Below are 15,725 nucleotides of genomic sequence, written 5' to 3'. Positions count from 1 at the left end.
AGGGACACATGATCACAAGACGCAAACTGCTACAATCCAGCGCTGCAACCGGCCTTGGCCTTGCCGCTGGCGCACTGGCCGCACCTGCAATCGCGCAGGGGGCAAAAATCAAACTCGGATATGTCAGCCCTCAGTCCGGGCCGCTGGCTGCGTTTTCCGAGGCGGACAAATTCATTCTGGACAACTTTGCCGCGTCAGAGGCTGGCGCGAATTTTGAAGTCATCGTCAAAGACAGCCAATCAAACCCGAACCGGGCCGCGGATGTCGCGGGTGAATTGATTGTGGATGATGAGATTGACCTGATGCTTGTCGCCTCAACGCCCGAAACAACAAACCCCGTTGCCGCGACATGCGAGGCTGAAGAGATGCCGTGCATTTCAACCGTCGCCCCGTGGCAGCCGTGGTTCATCGGGCAGCAAGGCAACCCTGGCGACCCGTCAAGCTGGGAGCCCTTTTACTACGCCTACCACTTCTTCTGGGGTCTGGAAGATGTGATTTCAGTTTTCACTGCAATGTGGGGACAGTTGGAGACCAACAAACAAGTTGGCGGCCTGTTCCCCAACGACGGTGACGGCAACGCCTGGGGTGATCCGAATGTTGGCTTCCCGCCCGTATTGTCCGAGCTGGGATACACCCTGACGGACCCGGGGCGTTATCAAAACCTGACCGACGATTTCTCGGCCCAGATCAACGCGTTCCGACAGGCGAATGTTGAAATCGTAACCGGCGTTCCGATCCCGCCTGATTTCACAACGTTCTGGAGCCAGGCCAAACAGCAAGGGTTCACACCCAAAGCCGCAAGCATCGGCAAGGCGATCCTGTTTCCGCAAGCGGTCGAGGCATTGGGCGCCGCAGGCAATAACCTGAGTTCCGAGGTATGGTGGTCTCCGACGCATCCATTCTCCTCCTCGTTGACGGGGTCGAGTTCGGCGGAACTGGCACAAGGCTACATGGCCGCCACTAACCGGCAATGGACCCAACCCATCGGTTTTGTACATGCGCTGTTCGAAATGGCAGCCAATGTCATGGGCCGCGTCGATGACGCCGGTGACGGAGACGCCGTGGCAGAAGCAATTGCCGCAACGCAGTTGGAGTCGATCGTTGGCCGGATTGCGTTTGATGGCGCGGGACTGCCACCCTTTGCCGCACAGAACGTCGCAAAAACGCCGTTGGTCGGTGGGCAGTGGCGATTGCTTGACGATGGCAGCTACGACCTTGTGATCGTCGACAATTCTTCTGCGCCCGAGATTCCAACAGCCGGCGTCATGGAAGAAATCTCCTGATCATTTCAAAACCAAAGCCCCGGTTTCCGGGGCAGGAATACCGGTATGACAATTCTTTCACTTAGAAACGTCTCGAAAAGCTTTGGAGCTTTGACGGTTGCAGACGACGTCAGTTTTGACGTCGCGGCGGGGCAGGCGCTTGGGATCATTGGTCCCAATGGCGCCGGTAAATCGACGCTGTTCAATTTGATTACCGGAAACCTAACCTCTGATGCGGGGTCGATCCATTTCGATGGCGCTGACGTGACCCGCGTTCCGCCGATGCAGCGGTGCCTGTCGGGGATTGGGCGCTCTTTCCAGATTCCCCAGCCTTTCGATCACTTGACCGTCTTTGAAAACCTGCTTGTCGCGGCAACACACGGGCAGGGCAAGTCAGAGCACGAGGTCGAACAAGACTGCGTGCGAATTCTGGAACAAACAGAAATGTCGGAGGAGGCGAATAACCCCGCAGGTGGCCTTCGGCTGCTGCAACGCAAGCGTCTGGAACTGGCGCGGGCGATGGCGACCCGTCCAAAGCTGCTGCTTTTGGATGAAATCGCCGGTGGGCTGACGGATGCTGAGTGCACTGCCCTGATTGACACAATCAAAAGCCTGCACGCCAGCGGTGTGACGATCATCTGGATCGAGCATGTCCTTCATGCGCTGACATCCGTGGTCGAGCGGCTTCTGGTTCTGGATTTCGGCAAGGTAATTGGCCTGGGTGACCCGGACGAGATCATGAACAGCCGCGAAGTCAAGGAAATCTATCTGGGGATCGAAGTCTGATGAGTTTGCTGGAAACCCATGCGCTGACGGCTTCTTACGGGGATTTTCAGGCCTTGTTCGGCGTGGATATCCGTCTGGAAGAGGGCGAGGCCGTTGCGATCATCGGTGCAAATGGCGCGGGAAAATCGACCCTGATGCGATCCATCTCAGGCGTTTTGATCAATGAAACCAATCAGGTGCAGTTTGACGGTCAGCCCATCGGCCACCTGACCGCGGATGAGATCATGGCACGCGGTGTTGCAATGGTACCCGAAGGCCGCCGGCTGTTTCCTTCGCTGAGTGTCGAAGAAAACCTGCTTATTGGAACCTATGGCCGGAAAGTCGCGGGACATTGGTCTCTTGAAACTGTCTACGACCTGTTCCCGATCTTGAAAGAGCGCCGAAACCATCCGGGAACCGCACTTTCGGGCGGTCAGCAGCAGATGGTTGCGATTGGCCGTGCCTTGATGAGCAATCCGCGCGTTCTGCTTTGTGACGAAATCAGCCTTGGATTGGCCCCCGTGGTCATTAGGGACATCTACGCCGCCGTCCCCCGCATTCAGGGCGCAGGGGCCAGCCTGATCGTGGTCGAACAGGATATCGGGCAAGCGATGAAGGTCTCGGATCGCGTCTACTGTATGATGGAAGGCCGTGTCACCCTCGAGGGGGCAGCGGACACGCTCAGCCGCGAGGCCATCCATGATGCTTATTTTGGAGGAGCCACCATATGATCTGGATCGACACCATCATTCAGGGTGTGCTGCTGGGCGGGCTTTATGCGCTTTTCGCCGCCGGGCTGAGCCTTGTGTTCGGGATCATGAGGCTGGTCAACCTTGCCCACGGCGACCTGATCATCTTCGCCGCGTACCTGATCCTTCTGCTTGTATCGCTGCTGGGACTTTCCCCATTTCTGGCAGCAATCATCGCCGCACCGATCATGTTTGGCGTCGGCTGGGCCTTGCAGCGGCATGTTCTGAACCGGGTGCTTGGGCCTGATATCCTGCCGCCCTTGCTGGTCACCTTCGGCTTGTCTGTCGTCTTGCAAAACGCTTTACTGGAAGGGTTTTCGGCAGATAGCCAACGGCTGCCAGCCGGTGAGATCGCCACGGCCTCGGTTCAGCTAGGCGGTTTGAACCTGGGTGTGCTGCCGCTGCTGACCTTTGCTTCGGCAATCCTTGTGATCGTGGGTCTCAACCAGCTTTTCTATCGTACCGAACTGGGTCGAGCCTTCCGTGCCACATCGGATGATGCCGTTACCGCCGGTCTGATGGGAATCCGTCCGGAACGCATATTTGCCACCGCAACAGCGATTGCGATGCTGGTGGTGACGCTGGCGGCCCTTTACCTAGGAATGCGGGCGAACTTCGACCCCAATATCGGCCCTGCACGCCTGATTTATGCGTTCGAAGCGGTGATCATCGGTGGACTGGGTAGCCTATGGGGTACGCTTGTGGGCGGTGTCATCATTGGTGTCGCGCAAACACTGGGCGCCGCGATTAATCCCGAATGGCAAATCCTCGCTGGTCATCTGGCCTTTCTCATCGTGCTTCTGATCAAACCCAGAGGTCTGTTTCCGAGGGCTGTGGACTGATGGCTGATATCTCGATGTATCGCGTCAAGACGCAAACGCGCGCCTCGTACAGCGCAGGGGCAGTCTGCATTGCCTTGATCGCAGTGTTCATCCTGCTTCCGGCTTTTGCCGGCAGGGGTCTGATCCAGGACCTGTTTTTCATCTTCACGATGCTGGTGCTGGCGCAGTTCTGGAACCTGCTTGCGGGCTATGGTGGTCTTGTTTCCGTTGGTCAGCAGGCCTTTGTCGGCATGGGAGCTTACGCCATGTTCGGCGGCGTGATCCTTTGGGGGATGGACCCGGTTCCCGCGATCCTTCTGGGCGGAGTTGCGGCCTTGATTGTCGCCATTCCCACGGCGTTCTTTGCCTTCCGCCTGCAAGGGGCGTACTTCGCCATCGGCACATGGGTGATCGCCGAGGTGATGCGCCTGCTGGTCGCCCAATGGAAGCTGCTGGGTGGAGGCACCGGCACCTCTCTGCCGCGCACGGCAACGCGTGAGATGTGGGCGACCGAGTGGATACAGGCCACCTTTGATGTCCGTGGGGCTGCCGCGCGGGATATCCTGACATATTGGTTGGCCCTTGGGTTGGTGATTGCCACGATTGCTGGAATCTATTGGTTGCTGCGAACCAAGCGCGGTCTGGCGCTGGCTGCTGTGCGCGACAATGTCGAAGCCGCCAAATCGGTTGGCGTTGATGCGGCGCGGATGAAATGGCTGGTCTACCTTGTATCAGCAATTGGAACCGGCCTGACCGGAGCATTGATCTATGTTCAAAAGGTCCGCATTTCGCCCGACGCCGCGTTCTCGGTCACCGATTGGACGGCTTACGTAATCTTCATCGTCGTGATCGGGGGGATCGGCACAATCGAAGGTCCGATCCTTGGCGTGCTCGTGTTTTTTATCCTGCAAAGTCTGCTGGCGGATTACGGCTCTTGGTACCTTATGGTTCTGGGGCTGATCGGGATCGTGGTCATGCTCTTTGCTCCGCGCGGTCTGTGGGGGCTGATCTCCGAAAAAACCGGGCTGCAACTGTTTCCCGTACGCCGTCGCCTTGTGCTGACCAATCCGCAAGACGGCGCCAACACATCAAAAACTGACAAATAGAAGGAAGCGCAACATGGCCACCATCACAACAGATGTTTTGATCATTGGCACTGGCCCGGCGGGATCAGCCACGGCGGCTTTGCTGGCAAGCTATGGCATAGAGAATATGGTCATCAACCGCTATCGCTGGCTGGCCAATACACCGCGGGCGCACATAACCAACCAGCGCACGATGGAGGTTTTGCGGGATCTCGGGCACGAGGTTGAGGCCGAAGCCTACATGCATGCCGCACATCAGGATCTGATGGGTGAAAACGTGTTCTGCGAAAGCCTGGCCGGTGAAGAAATCGGGCGGATGAAAAGCTGGGGCAATCACCCGCTTTCGAAAGCTGAACATCTGCTGTCCAGCCCGACCATGATGAATGACCTGCCGCAAACCTTCATGGAACCTATCCTGTTTGGCACTGCCTGCCGCCGTGGCACGCAGGCACGGATGAGCACCGAGTACCTGAGCCACGAACAGGATGAAGACGGTGTCACGACCACGTGTCTTGATCGCCTGTCGGGTGAGACCCTCACGGTGCGGTCGAAATACCTGGTGGGCGCCGATGGTGGTAACTCGCTTGTCGCCGAACACGCGGGTCTGCCGTTCGAGGGGCAGATGGGTGTCGGCGGGTCGATGAACATTCTGTTCCGCGCTGACCTCAGCAAATACGTCGCGCATCGCCCGTCGGTGCTGTACTGGGTTATGCAACCTGGCGCGAATGTGGGTGGTATCGGCATGGGATTGGTGCGGATGGTCAGGCCGTGGAACGAATGGCTGATTGTCTGGGGCTATGACATCAATCAACCAGCGCCCGAGGTCGATGAGGCCATGGCAACGCAGGTTGCACGCCAGCTTGTTGGTGATCCCGAGCTTGAGATCGAGCTGATCAGCGCCAACACCTGGACCGTCAACAACATGTACGCCACACACATGCAGAAGGATCGTGTGTTCATCATGGGCGACGCGGCGCATCGTCACCCGCCCTCGAACGGGTTGGGCTCGAACACGTCGATCCAGGACAGCTTTAACCTGGCGTGGAAGCTGGCTGCTGTCCTGAAAGGACATGCCGGGGCAAAGTTGCTGGACAGCTACAGCGAAGAACGCACGCCGGTTGCCAAGCAAATTGTGACGCGGGCCAATCAGTCTATTGGCGAATTCGGACCCATTTTTGAAGCGCTCGGAATGGCCGAAGGGGTTGATCCAGAGGTCATGCAAAGTAATCTTGAGGCACGCACCGGCTCGACGCCCGACGCACAGGCTCAGCGGCAGGCGATCCGCGAGGCCATTGCGTTCAAGAAGTATGAATTTGATGCGCATGGCGTCGAAATGAACCAACGCTACGACTCCTGCGCGGTTGAAAAAGACGGCCAACCTGATCCCGGCTTCGAAAAAGACGCCGAGCTGCATTATCAGCCGACAACATGGCCGGGTGCGCGCATTCCGCATGTCTGGGTTTTTGATCATGACACGGGCAACCAGCATTCAACGCTGGATCTGTGCGGTCGCGGAGAGTTCACAATTTTCACCGGCATAGGTGGCGAAGCGTGGGTGGCAGCGGCCCGGGCCGTGTCCGCTGAGTTCGGAATGCCCATTCGGTGCCATGTCATCGGGCCGCGCCAAACCTATGTTGACCATACAGGGGATTGGGCAAGAGCATCCGAAATCTCAGATACCGGCTGTTTGCTGGTTCGTCCCGATCAACACGTCGCGTGGCGTTCCGCAGAACTGCCCGCCGATGCCGAAGCCGAATTAAGACGCGCGCTGAGCGCAATCCTTTCGCGCTGAGCGAAGTCGGATCAAGCTTACACAGGTTTGGAGGTTACTATGGAAACGCATGAGTTGGGATACTTTACCGAGGAAAACTCGGCCGAGGTTGTTTCTGCGCGCAACAAGAATGCGGAAAGCGAACGGCTCAAACAGGTGATGGAGGTTGTTATCCGCAAGCTCCATGAAGCCGTAAAAGAAATTGAACCCACACAGGAGGAGTGGTTCGAGGCGATCATGTTCCTGACCAAGGTGGGGCACATGTGCGATGACTGGCGGCAGGAATACATTCTGCTTTCTGACGTGCTGGGCGTGTCGATGTTGGTGGACGCCGTAAACTCGCGCCGTCCTACCGGAGCGTCAGAGAACACCGTGCTCGGCCCCTTCCATGTGGGCGGCGCGCCGGAATATGAGATGGGGCACAATATCTGCCTGGACCAGAAGGGCGAGGACATGGTCGTTCGCGGGCGCGTTACCGACGTGGATGGGAACCCGCTGGAAGGCGTCAAGATTGATGTCTGGCAAGCCAATGATGACGGCTTCTACGACGTCCAGCAAAAGGGCATTCAGCCAGATTTCAACCTGCGCGGCGTCTTCACGACCGGGGCTGACGGGACCTATTGGTTCCGCGCTGTTCGGCCCAAGAACTACTCGATCCCAGATGACGGCCCGGTTGCCGACCTGTTGCATCGTCTTGGCCGACACACCTACCGGCCCGCGCATCTGCACTATATCGTCTCGAAAGAAGGGTTTGATGAACTGACAACCCACATTTTTGACCCCGACGACGAGTACATAGACTCTGACGCGGTTTTTGGGGTCAAACAAAGTCTCATCGCTGAATTCAAGCGCGTCGATGACCCGGCGCGGTCAAAAGAGGTTGGCTTTGACGGGCCATATTGGGATGTTGAGTTCGACTTTGTACTCGCACCAAAAGAGGCGTAAAATGGCGGAACCGTGTATCATATGTGTGGCAATTACGGGGTCTGTGCCCACCAAGGCCGACAATCCAGCCGTTCCCACAACTGTGGAAGAACAAATCGAAAGCACGCAGGAAGCGTTCGAGGCAGGGGCCGCGATCTGCCATGCCCATGTGCGCAACGACGATGAAACGCCCTCGAGCGATCCTGAGAAATTTGCCCGGCTGAAAGAAGGGCTGGAAAAGCACTGCCCAGGTATGATCATCCAGTTTTCCACGGGTGGGCGTTCCGGCGCCGGCAAGACACGGGGCGGTATGCTTCCGTTGCGGCCGGATATGGCCTCGTTATCTGTTGGATCGAACAATTTCCCAACGCGCGTTTATGAAAACCCGCCTGACCTTGTTGATTGGCTAGCGGCTGAGATGATTGAGTATGATGTCAAGCCAGAGATCGAAGCCTTTGATTTGAGCCATATTCTAATGGCCGCGGAGATGCACAAAAAGGGAAAGATAAAGGATACGCCTTATGTGCAGTTCGTGATGGGTGTCAAAAACGCGATGCCAGCTGATCGGGACGTGTTCGATTTTTACGTGAAAACGGTGAATAGACTTTTCCCCGGAGCCCCTTGGTGCGCTGCCGGGATTGGTCCGCAGCAGATCGTTTTGAACGAGTGGGCGATCTCTTCGGGCGGGCACGCCAGAACAGGTTTGGAAGACAACGTTCGAATGGACAGAAATACTCTGGCCCCGTCAAATGCCGCTCTGGTCGAATGCACTGCAAACATCTGCGCGCAGTACGAGCGCCCGGTCGCGACACCTGCACAAGCCCGGGCGATACTTGGGTTGGCTTGACCCTGACCCGCCACGGTCACCATGGCAAAGGAGCGATGCGTCGCTCCTTGCATTTAAACCTGCTGCGCGACCGCATTGCGCAGAAACAGGCGATGATCCAACAGGTCGCTGACTACCTGAGGGAAAAACACAGGAGTGCGGCGCAAACCACGATATTTACAACCCAAACTGACAGCTCAACCTTGCGACGTACCGGTAGATTTCTTAGCGGATCAATCATAGTCAAACCTCTCAGACAGAATCCGCTGTGATGAAGTGCCTCTGGCAATAAGGTGATCTTCGACAACATCCATCATGGCAGTCGGCCCGCAGAGCACAAACAGCCAGTTGTCAAAGTGTTCGGAACACAACGTGCGATCCAGAAGCTGGCCGTCAATCCAACCTGTTTCCCCGCACCAGTTATCTGGCGGTTCAGATAAAACAAAAACCGTGTCTTCCCTGGACAGTTCTTGCCGATAAACAATCTGCTCTTCCAGACGATTTCCGTAAATCAATTTGATGTCGCGTTGATCTGCGTTCGAACGGACTTGGCGCAATATGCTCAGCAACGGTGCTATGCCCACGCCACCTGCCACAAGAACAATGCCGCGTTCAGGGCGATCATCCACACAGAGATTTCCGTGCGGCCCATCAAGATAAGCTAACGTACCCGGCTTAATCTGTCCCAGCGTTTGGGTGAAATCGCCAAGCTCTTTTATCAAGAAAGAAATGGCAGGGCTGTCGTCAGGGGCGGAACTGATCGAAAAGGGATGTTCGTGCAGAGAAAACGCGCTGTGACCAACATTCAGCCACGCGAACTGGCCCGCAGCGAAGGTTAAACCATTGTGACCATCTGGTCTGACCTTGAGTTCCCATTGCCTTGGCGTCAGCCGATTGATCGAAGCCACGCGCCACGGCCTTCGCATTTGAAGCAAAGGATGGGCGATATAGACATACAGCAAAGTGCCCACAGCAATGCCAGTCATCGCGATCCATAAATACGCCACTGCAGGATGCCCGCCGTAGCGACCGGCATAAACCGTGTGATGCAGCAAAAGACAAGCAAGGAACAAGGCCCCTATACCATGCAAGAGACGCCAGGTTTCGTACTTGTAATCAAGTGTCTTCCGCGCGATCGCCGAGATGACGAGAATGAACAGCAAGAGATAGGCACCGATCCCCGAAGCCAGCGCAAAAAAGTCAGTCGTAATCGTCAGTTGGGAAGATACGTCCCAAGGGCGTTGACCGCCAGAGGGTGTGCCCTGATACAGCAGCGGATGTAACAGCGCAAACGCGAGCGCCGTGCGCGCCATCACCTGATGCACCCGCATTGTCACGTCCATACCAACACCGGAAGAGATAAATCTAAAGCGTCCGGATAGCAGGAACTCCATTAAGATTATCGAAAACGCAAGCATTCCAAGCGCGGATGCAAGTTCTTGATGAAAAGATCGCGGCGGCCAATCAAGGGACCATGACAACCCCAGCGGCGCCAGGATCAGCGCCATGTAGACCAGCACCAGATACGGCCATTTCATCAAATATGCTCCAATATGCTGAAACTAGGCGGTTCCTGCTTTTGAGTTAGCTAAGCCAGGAAGCCCACAGTCGTTGATCTGGGCCTCTTTGGTCGGCCGTTTGTTACTATTTGTCGGTCAGTCATTATCCACAAAATTTCCGGCACGCTCTGCGGTTGAGGTAATCAAAAAATCTGCCGCTTGGGCTTGAGCAAGATCAAGGTCCACGGCTTTTTCTTCAGTCATAATATCGCCTCTGTGAAGTCGCACAAACGAAGGAGGTTTGGAAAATGCTGGAAGACAAAAAGACCCCGCAACTTTTTGCTGGTACGCATTCCCTCCCGGACAATTTCCGGCGAGAGATGGAATCCATGATGTCGCGGTTCTTCGGCGGCGGGCCACCTTTCCTGCCGCTTGAAACAGCAGCGCAGCGCTCTGGGTTCCCGTCTCTGGACATGACGGGCGCGATTTCTCCTGCGATTGATGTTCAGGAAATGGATACCGCTATAGTTCTGACGGCCGAACTGCCGGGTCTCACAGAAGAGGACGTTGAAATCGAAATCAAAGACCGTCGGCTTACGCTGCGTGGTCAGAAGAAGATCGCGCATGACGAAACGGGCGACCTGCGTGTGAGCGAGAGAAGTTATGGCAGTTTCTCGCGTGCCATGACACTGCCGGATAACGTCGACATCGAGGGGATTTCAGCGACGTTCGACAAGGGTGTTCTGCACATAAACATGCCAAAAACCGAACCACGGGACCCAAGTCGAAAGATCAAGGTTTCTTCTAAGTAGTGTTCACGCTCTGGCATTTGATCGTAGAGAAGGCTGGCCATTGGGCGGCCTTCTTTCGATTGGGCGACATCTGTCGCCCTGTCCAAAGCCGGATTTGAAGTGTTGCGACTAGAGCATTCGAGACGCCCTGAATGCGTGATAAAGTGCAAGTGTAGCCTTTGACAGGGAACTTGGATGCGGAAACCGGACGCAAATGGAATAAGACCACCGCAGGACGTCAAAGGCGGTGACGTACGCGCCTTTTTGGAAAGTTTGACCGGACCGTCACGGGGCAACGTGATCTGGCTTGTCGACAATGCGCTGACTGTTTCGGTTAGTGAGAACAGAGCGCTGAGCCTGCGGCTGAAAGATGACAACCCGCCCCATGACAACGATGTTGCCGCGCTGCAATGGGTCGGCGATGGCTATTCGATTACCGCGTTCTCTGGCAACAAGATATGGGTCAACGGGCGATTGGTTTCGTCAGAACGCCTTGGACATGGCGACATGATCGAGTTTGGCGAAAAAGGTCCGATGACCCGGTACAGAATATGCAACCACTTGTTTCCCACGCATCATACCGTCGAAGATATTCTGAGTGACGCCTACGCATACGCCAGGTCCAGCAGACGACCTTTTGCCAAACGGATGTCCGGTGCGCTGCGCGACAGTGGGCGTCGCCTTGCATCGCAGACCACTATCCTTTTCCGGATCACGGTACTTGCTGCTTTGTTTCTTATCGCGGGCCTTGTGTACTTGCTGTACCAGAACGACCAGAGATTGGCGGAAAGTATCGACGAGGAGTCTCGCAAGATCGAAGCCGTTGCCGTCATGCTTGCGCAGACCCGAGAGGACGCGCTTACACCGGAAGATCTGAATGCGCTGAGAAACGCGTTTGAAAATCAGGTCATTTCGACCGAAGAGCGGCTTGGGACGCTGGAGAAAAGAGCAGGCGCGCCAACTCGGGTGATTACTGCCTCGACACGGTCTGTTGCTTTCATTCAAGGGGCGTACGGATTGCGCCACATCGAGAGTGGGAAGCTTTTGCGGCACGTCTTGGGTCCGAACGGAGAAAAGCTGCAAACTCCGTTCGGGCAACCGTGGATCGAGCCGGATGGAACCGGAGAACCTGCTGAGTTCCAGTTCACGGGCACCGGTTTTCTGCTTAAGGGTGTACCGTTGATAGTCACAAACCGACATGTCGCTTTGCCCTGGACCTCGGCGGATCGCGAAAAAGCCCTTAAGGCTGCGGGTCTTGGGGCGGAGATGTTGAATTTACTGGCCTACCTGCCGGGTGAAGCCGAGCCGATAGAGGCGACATTGGTTAGGTATAGTAAAACGGCTGATTTGGCCCTGTTGTCAGTGGATGCCAACCGTGTTCAGGGGCTGGGATTGCCGTTGTCGGATGCCGCGCCGCGTGCGGGTGAAGAGGTTTACTTGCTGGGCTATCCGACGGGTTTGAAGGCCTTGATCGCGCAGGCCGGGCCGGGATTCCTACAAACGCTTGAGAAGGAAGGAACACTAAACTTCTGGTCGATCGCATCCCGGCTTTCCTTCGAAGGCAAGATCCAACCGCTGGCCAGTCGCGGGATCGTTGCGCGAACAAATCCGGGTTCCGTTGTCTATGATGCCGAAACCACAACTGGCGGCAGTGGGGGGCCGGCTCTGAATCGAAGGGGTGAGGTCGTGGCAATCAATGCTGCGATTCTGCCGGAATTTGGCGGCTCGAATATCGGTGTACCAGTGTCGGGTCTCGTTGCTCTGCTGGGTGAGGTGGAAGGTCAGTAGTCAATCGCTCGTATGGAAACGAGAATTTTGGACAAACAAAACCATGACCAACGGTACAATCACAGAGATCAAGGCAACTGTGATCAACAGGTAGCCCAGTTCACTGTAATCAGCGGTTGAGGTTACGACACCGGTTTCCGGGTTTGTCACCGCACGCGTGACGACGAATATTTCGTTCAGATATTTTGTGCCGAGGCTACTGGCCGACAGGGCCATGTTGGTAAACGATGCCATGACAGCAAAGAAAGTCGCTTTCAACTGCGTGGGGGCGTTGCGCGCGATCCACGCCAGCATTGGGACCATCGCAATTTGCCCAAGCGGGGATTCAACGGCCGTATCAAGTATGGCGATAAATCTTGCGTCCACGATCCCGCCTGTACGGGCTGCCGTCCATTCATGCACGCCGTAATACAGCGCAAGGTTGGGCAGGGCGAGGATACCCGCAGCGATCGTGAGCACAACAACAACATGGGCAATGGAACGATTGGCCATGAAGGGCCTCAGGATGAATAGGCCAAGCAACGCGAGCAGGGATGTCAAAAGGGCCAGGATTGCGAGGAACTGTTCGTCAAAGCCCAACTCGTCAATTTCAAACCAAGTCAGTCCGGGGCCGGGCAGGGGGACGGCGCGGAACACGAAAATGATTGTTGCCGTCCCAATCAGAGCTTTCGCCTGTGCTGGCTCCAGCTCTTTTAGCAGGCGCGACATGAGGTAGAGGATGACCGTCAGGGACACCGCAAAAATGGATTCTTGTGCAAACGCGAATTCCGCTGTTCCCAGCGTTATGCTGAGTGCAACAAACGCGAGGCCACCCAGCAAGATCGACCATTTGACCTCGGTGACGTCTTCGGGATCGTGTGCTGAGTGACCCCGGAGGCGGCGCTGACGCTGGATCAACGTGTGTAGCACCACGCCGCTAACCGACAGCAGCGGAATGATGAGCGCGATCAGGTAGACCTGGCCATATAGATCAAGCCGATCCGAATTTCGCAGCTCTTCCGCACCAGAGAAAATCCAGATGTTCACTGCCGCAACTGCAGCAAACCCCGAGATTATTGCGACCCTACCCAAGGTTTGCATGGTCGTGTGCTGCGCGCGGGCTTCCTCTGGTGTAAAAGGGCGGCCATCCTGGTCGAAACTTGGAACCGCTTCGACCGTCATGGCGTCGGCAACAACATCCTGGATTGCATAGCCTGAGGGGGCCAGCAGCAGGGCGACCACATACCAATCTTCCAACGGCATGGTGCTTGACATAAGCGCTGGCGCGGTCACAAGCCCGTACATTATGACGAGCGACAGTGCAATCAGCGAAGCGCCCAGCAAGATCAACAAGGACTTCCAGCGCCAGAACAGATCGACCACATGCCCCAGTGGCATTTTTAGTATCCACGGAAGACCGGCCCAAAACGCCAGCCCGGCAACAAACGACGCGGATAAATCTAGATAGTCTTTCAGAAAAAACGCACCGACGACCGAGGTCAGGCCAGAAACGCCAGCAGCAAAATAGACCATCAAAGGCGGCAGGTAAGACCACCGCAATTGCTGCGCCAGATCAACAAAGGTCCGGTGCCACCAAGCTGAAACCTGCGTGCCTATGGAAGAATGGTCGGTGTTCATATGCCCTAAAGTCGCTTGGTTAAAGTCGCGGTCTGTTGCATTTATTCAGAGAAATCCGGCTACGAAAAGCAGTGAACTGGTCAAGACACCCAGTACGGGCACAATAAGAGGCACATCAAAGTGTTGTTCGGCTTTGGCCGGAGCCCTCTTTAGAAGGATCAGCGAAAGGTTGACCAAAACAAACACGCCCAGAACGATCTGCGACGTTCGTTCTGCCAAAAGCCCGATTGGAAGGGTTTGGGTCAGTAGCAGTATCGTTGCGACAACCAACAGCGTCGCAACGACGGGCGTGCGGGTCGCTTTGGGTACACTTGCCAAGATTTTCGGCAAATGGCCCCGGTCTGCAAGTCCATAGATCACCCGAGACGCCATTATCATCTGGATCAGGACACCATTGACCGTTGCCACGATTGCGACTGCGGAAAAGCCTTTTTTGATGGTCTCGGGAGACTCTGAGAACACCAATGCAAGAGGGGCCGCAGAGTTTGCGAGTACATCGATAGGCACGACGTTCAAAACGGTGATTGACGTACCGAGATACAGTACCGTGGCCAGAGCAAGTGTGAGCAAGATCGCTTTGGGAATTGTGCGGGTAGGTTCTTTTACCTCTTCGGCTACATTTGCCATATCTTCAAAGCCGACGAACGCAAAAAATGCCAGAAGCGAGGCCGCGAATATACTTTTCCATGCGCCGGGCTCCAGCGGTGGGATCATCGAGGTGACCGCATATCCCTGAGGGTCGTTTATCGACACGCCCCAACCAATCACAAAAAGAAGCCCGGCTATTTCGATGATCGTAATGACGGCTGCAATGAACACGGATTCAGTGATGCCCCATAGCGCGATCAGTCCCATAATCAGAACAACGCCCACAGATAGAAGGGGTGTTCCAAAACCCGTCAACGCGTGCAGGTATGATGCGGCGCCAATCGCGATGGCAGAGGCGGAAATCACTCCTGATGCCGCGACCGCAAGGCCCACAACCACTGCCATCCAGTCCCTTTGAAATCCGGCAGCGACATAGGCGGCCTCACCTGCGCTGACGGGATAGCGCGTTGCAAGTTCCGCATAGGACAGCGCGGTAAGTGACACCACAAGCGCAGCAACAACAAACGAAAATGCAGCATAGGGCCCTGCTATTTCCGCCGTTGCACCAACAAGCACGTAAATTCCCGCACCAACCGTTACCCCAAGCCCGTAGAGCGTAAGCATCGGAGTCGTAAGCGCCCTTTTTAGCTTTTGTTCCGTTGCTTCACCCGTGCTCATTAGACGTAATCTTCGGTTGCTGTTCAGTCTGATAAGGAAAATTTGCTGCCAATCGTTTTTCTTTTCGTTGCTCAAGACACCGAAGAATGCCGCGCCGCGCAATTTTTGCCTTAACGCATGAGCCATTAGCATGCCGGTAAACAAAAAGGGGCCCGGACCCACTCCTGCCGAGCCCCATGGTGGAACGTCCACGCTTTTGCAATTCCGTTCGCCGTTGTTTTTGCTTGGGGATAGCTGAGCGAACGTAGATCACTTTAAAACAATCTGATAACACTATGTGAATGTTTTGGTCGCTTTGATCTATGTCAATCAAGATGCTTGCAGCGTCTGCAAGTCTAATTTTTGGATACGTTCGCTTTTTCCAGCCTCGATGTTTGACAGCGACGTTGGGGTGTCGGTTTCGTACGATCGCCCGGTGCAAAACTCGCCGGAGGTACCGGATGGTGAAGCAAAGGTCGTGGTGCATCGTATTGTGGGAGCAAAAAATCGCGCATCTGCGGGGAGTTTTTGAAAATGAAGATAGCTGACCCGTCCCGTGTCCTTTCGAGGCACGCAAACAAC

13 protein-coding genes are annotated in these 15,725 nt (G+C 55.8%); 10 read left to right on the top strand and 3 right to left on the bottom strand.

Annotated features, from left to right (window positions below; all coding sequences use genetic code 11):
• Window positions 1-8 precede the first annotated feature (8 nt).
• Genes AC2FIT_RS02815 through AC2FIT_RS02780 form a run of 8 tightly spaced genes read left to right on the top strand, consistent with a single transcriptional unit; the run spans window position 9 to window position 8,224 of the window.
• Complete coding sequence (locus AC2FIT_RS02815; protein ID WP_496826395.1) at window positions 9-1,283, top strand: ABC transporter substrate-binding protein; 1,275 nt, start codon at window positions 9-11, stop codon at window positions 1,281-1,283.
• A 45-nt stretch (window positions 1,284-1,328) separates the two neighbouring features.
• Window positions 1,329-2,048 carry an ABC transporter ATP-binding protein gene (locus tag AC2FIT_RS02810; protein WP_496826393.1) on the top strand — a complete coding sequence of 240 codons (720 nt, stop codon included), beginning with the start codon at window positions 1,329-1,331 and terminating at the stop codon, window positions 2,046-2,048.
• The gene (locus tag AC2FIT_RS02805) at window positions 2,048-2,758 is read left to right on the top strand and encodes an ABC transporter ATP-binding protein (RefSeq protein WP_496826391.1); all 711 of its coding nucleotides are present in this window, start codon (window positions 2,048-2,050) and stop codon (window positions 2,756-2,758) included. Before AC2FIT_RS02810 ends, AC2FIT_RS02805 begins: the two co-directional genes overlap by 1 nt.
• The gene (locus AC2FIT_RS02800; protein WP_475183544.1) at window positions 2,755-3,618 is read left to right on the top strand and encodes a branched-chain amino acid ABC transporter permease; all 864 of its coding nucleotides are present in this window, start codon (window positions 2,755-2,757) and stop codon (window positions 3,616-3,618) included. The genes AC2FIT_RS02805 and AC2FIT_RS02800 overlap by 4 nt, the downstream gene beginning before the upstream one ends.
• Complete coding sequence (locus AC2FIT_RS02795; RefSeq protein ID WP_496826389.1) at window positions 3,618-4,703, top strand: branched-chain amino acid ABC transporter permease; 1,086 nt, start codon at window positions 3,618-3,620, stop codon at window positions 4,701-4,703. Before AC2FIT_RS02800 ends, AC2FIT_RS02795 begins: the two co-directional genes overlap by 1 nt.
• Before the next feature lie 13 nt (window positions 4,704-4,716).
• Window positions 4,717-6,474, top strand: coding sequence for an FAD-dependent oxidoreductase (locus tag AC2FIT_RS02790; RefSeq protein ID WP_496826388.1), 1,758 nt, complete (start codon window positions 4,717-4,719; stop codon window positions 6,472-6,474).
• Window positions 6,475-6,513: 39 nt separating this feature from the next.
• Window positions 6,514-7,398 (top strand): intradiol ring-cleavage dioxygenase, encoded by an 885-nt coding sequence (locus AC2FIT_RS02785; protein WP_496826387.1) that lies wholly within the window; start codon window positions 6,514-6,516, stop codon window positions 7,396-7,398.
• 1 nt (window position 7,399) lies between these two features.
• Window positions 7,400-8,224, top strand: coding sequence for a 3-oxoadipate:acetyl-CoA acetyltransferase (locus tag AC2FIT_RS02780; RefSeq protein ID WP_496826385.1), 825 nt, complete (start codon window positions 7,400-7,402; stop codon window positions 8,222-8,224).
• Window positions 8,225-8,436: 212 nt separating this feature from the next.
• Here AC2FIT_RS02780 and AC2FIT_RS02775 read toward each other — a convergent pair whose 3' ends face one another.
• Entirely contained in the window at window positions 8,437-9,741 is a 1,305-nt protein-coding gene (locus AC2FIT_RS02775; RefSeq protein WP_496826383.1) for a ferredoxin reductase family protein, read from the bottom strand.
• Window positions 9,742-10,010: 269 nt separating this feature from the next.
• On the opposite strand from AC2FIT_RS02775, the gene AC2FIT_RS02770 reads away from it, so the two are divergent.
• Together AC2FIT_RS02770 and AC2FIT_RS02765 are read left to right on the top strand one after the other, a co-directional pair.
• Window positions 10,011-10,514: an Hsp20/alpha crystallin family protein gene (locus tag AC2FIT_RS02770; protein ID WP_496826381.1), complete on the top strand. Its 504-nt coding sequence runs from the start codon at window positions 10,011-10,013 to the stop codon at window positions 10,512-10,514.
• Between the two features lie 174 nt (window positions 10,515-10,688).
• Complete coding sequence (locus tag AC2FIT_RS02765; RefSeq protein ID WP_496826379.1) at window positions 10,689-12,281, top strand: trypsin-like peptidase domain-containing protein; 1,593 nt, start codon at window positions 10,689-10,691, stop codon at window positions 12,279-12,281.
• Here AC2FIT_RS02765 and AC2FIT_RS02760 read toward each other — a convergent pair whose 3' ends face one another.
• Window positions 12,282-13,898 carry an MFS transporter gene (locus AC2FIT_RS02760; protein ID WP_496826377.1) on the bottom strand — a complete coding sequence of 539 codons (1,617 nt, stop codon included), beginning with the start codon at window positions 13,896-13,898 and terminating at the stop codon, window positions 12,282-12,284.
• Between the two features lie 45 nt (window positions 13,899-13,943).
• A complete protein-coding gene (locus tag AC2FIT_RS02755) occupies window positions 13,944-15,164 on the bottom strand; it encodes an APC family permease (RefSeq protein WP_496826375.1) in 1,221 nt (406 codons plus the stop codon).
• Between the last annotated feature and the right edge of the window lie 561 nt (window positions 15,165-15,725).

Source organism: Ruegeria sp. YTSA135 (assembly GCF_059610165.1).
The sequence above is the reverse complement of the archived record's forward strand: the minus strand, read 5'-3'. Positions and strand labels throughout refer to the sequence as shown.

Excerpts from the sequence above, each read along its gene's own strand:
- AC2FIT_RS02815 (WP_496826395.1), top strand. The coding sequence starts at position 9 with ATGATCACAAGACGCAAACTGCTACAATCCAGCGCTGCAACCGGCCTT.
- AC2FIT_RS02810 (WP_496826393.1), top strand. The coding sequence starts at position 1,329 with ATGACAATTCTTTCACTTAGAAACGTCTCGAAAAGCTTTGGAGCTTTG.
- AC2FIT_RS02805 (WP_496826391.1), top strand. The coding sequence starts at position 2,048 with ATGAGTTTGCTGGAAACCCATGCGCTGACGGCTTCTTACGGGGATTTT.
- AC2FIT_RS02800 (WP_475183544.1), top strand. The coding sequence starts at position 2,755 with ATGATCTGGATCGACACCATCATTCAGGGTGTGCTGCTGGGCGGGCTT.
- AC2FIT_RS02795 (WP_496826389.1), top strand. The coding sequence starts at position 3,618 with ATGGCTGATATCTCGATGTATCGCGTCAAGACGCAAACGCGCGCCTCG.
- AC2FIT_RS02790 (WP_496826388.1), top strand. The coding sequence starts at position 4,717 with ATGGCCACCATCACAACAGATGTTTTGATCATTGGCACTGGCCCGGCG.
- AC2FIT_RS02785 (WP_496826387.1), top strand. The coding sequence starts at position 6,514 with ATGGAAACGCATGAGTTGGGATACTTTACCGAGGAAAACTCGGCCGAG.
- AC2FIT_RS02780 (WP_496826385.1), top strand. The coding sequence starts at position 7,400 with ATGGCGGAACCGTGTATCATATGTGTGGCAATTACGGGGTCTGTGCCC.
- AC2FIT_RS02775 (WP_496826383.1), bottom strand. The coding sequence starts at position 9,741 with ATGAAATGGCCGTATCTGGTGCTGGTCTACATGGCGCTGATCCTGGCG.
- AC2FIT_RS02770 (WP_496826381.1), top strand. The coding sequence starts at position 10,011 with ATGCTGGAAGACAAAAAGACCCCGCAACTTTTTGCTGGTACGCATTCC.
- AC2FIT_RS02765 (WP_496826379.1), top strand. The coding sequence starts at position 10,689 with ATGCGGAAACCGGACGCAAATGGAATAAGACCACCGCAGGACGTCAAA.
- AC2FIT_RS02760 (WP_496826377.1), bottom strand. The coding sequence starts at position 13,898 with ATGAACACCGACCATTCTTCCATAGGCACGCAGGTTTCAGCTTGGTGG.
- AC2FIT_RS02755 (WP_496826375.1), bottom strand. The coding sequence starts at position 15,164 with ATGAGCACGGGTGAAGCAACGGAACAAAAGCTAAAAAGGGCGCTTACG.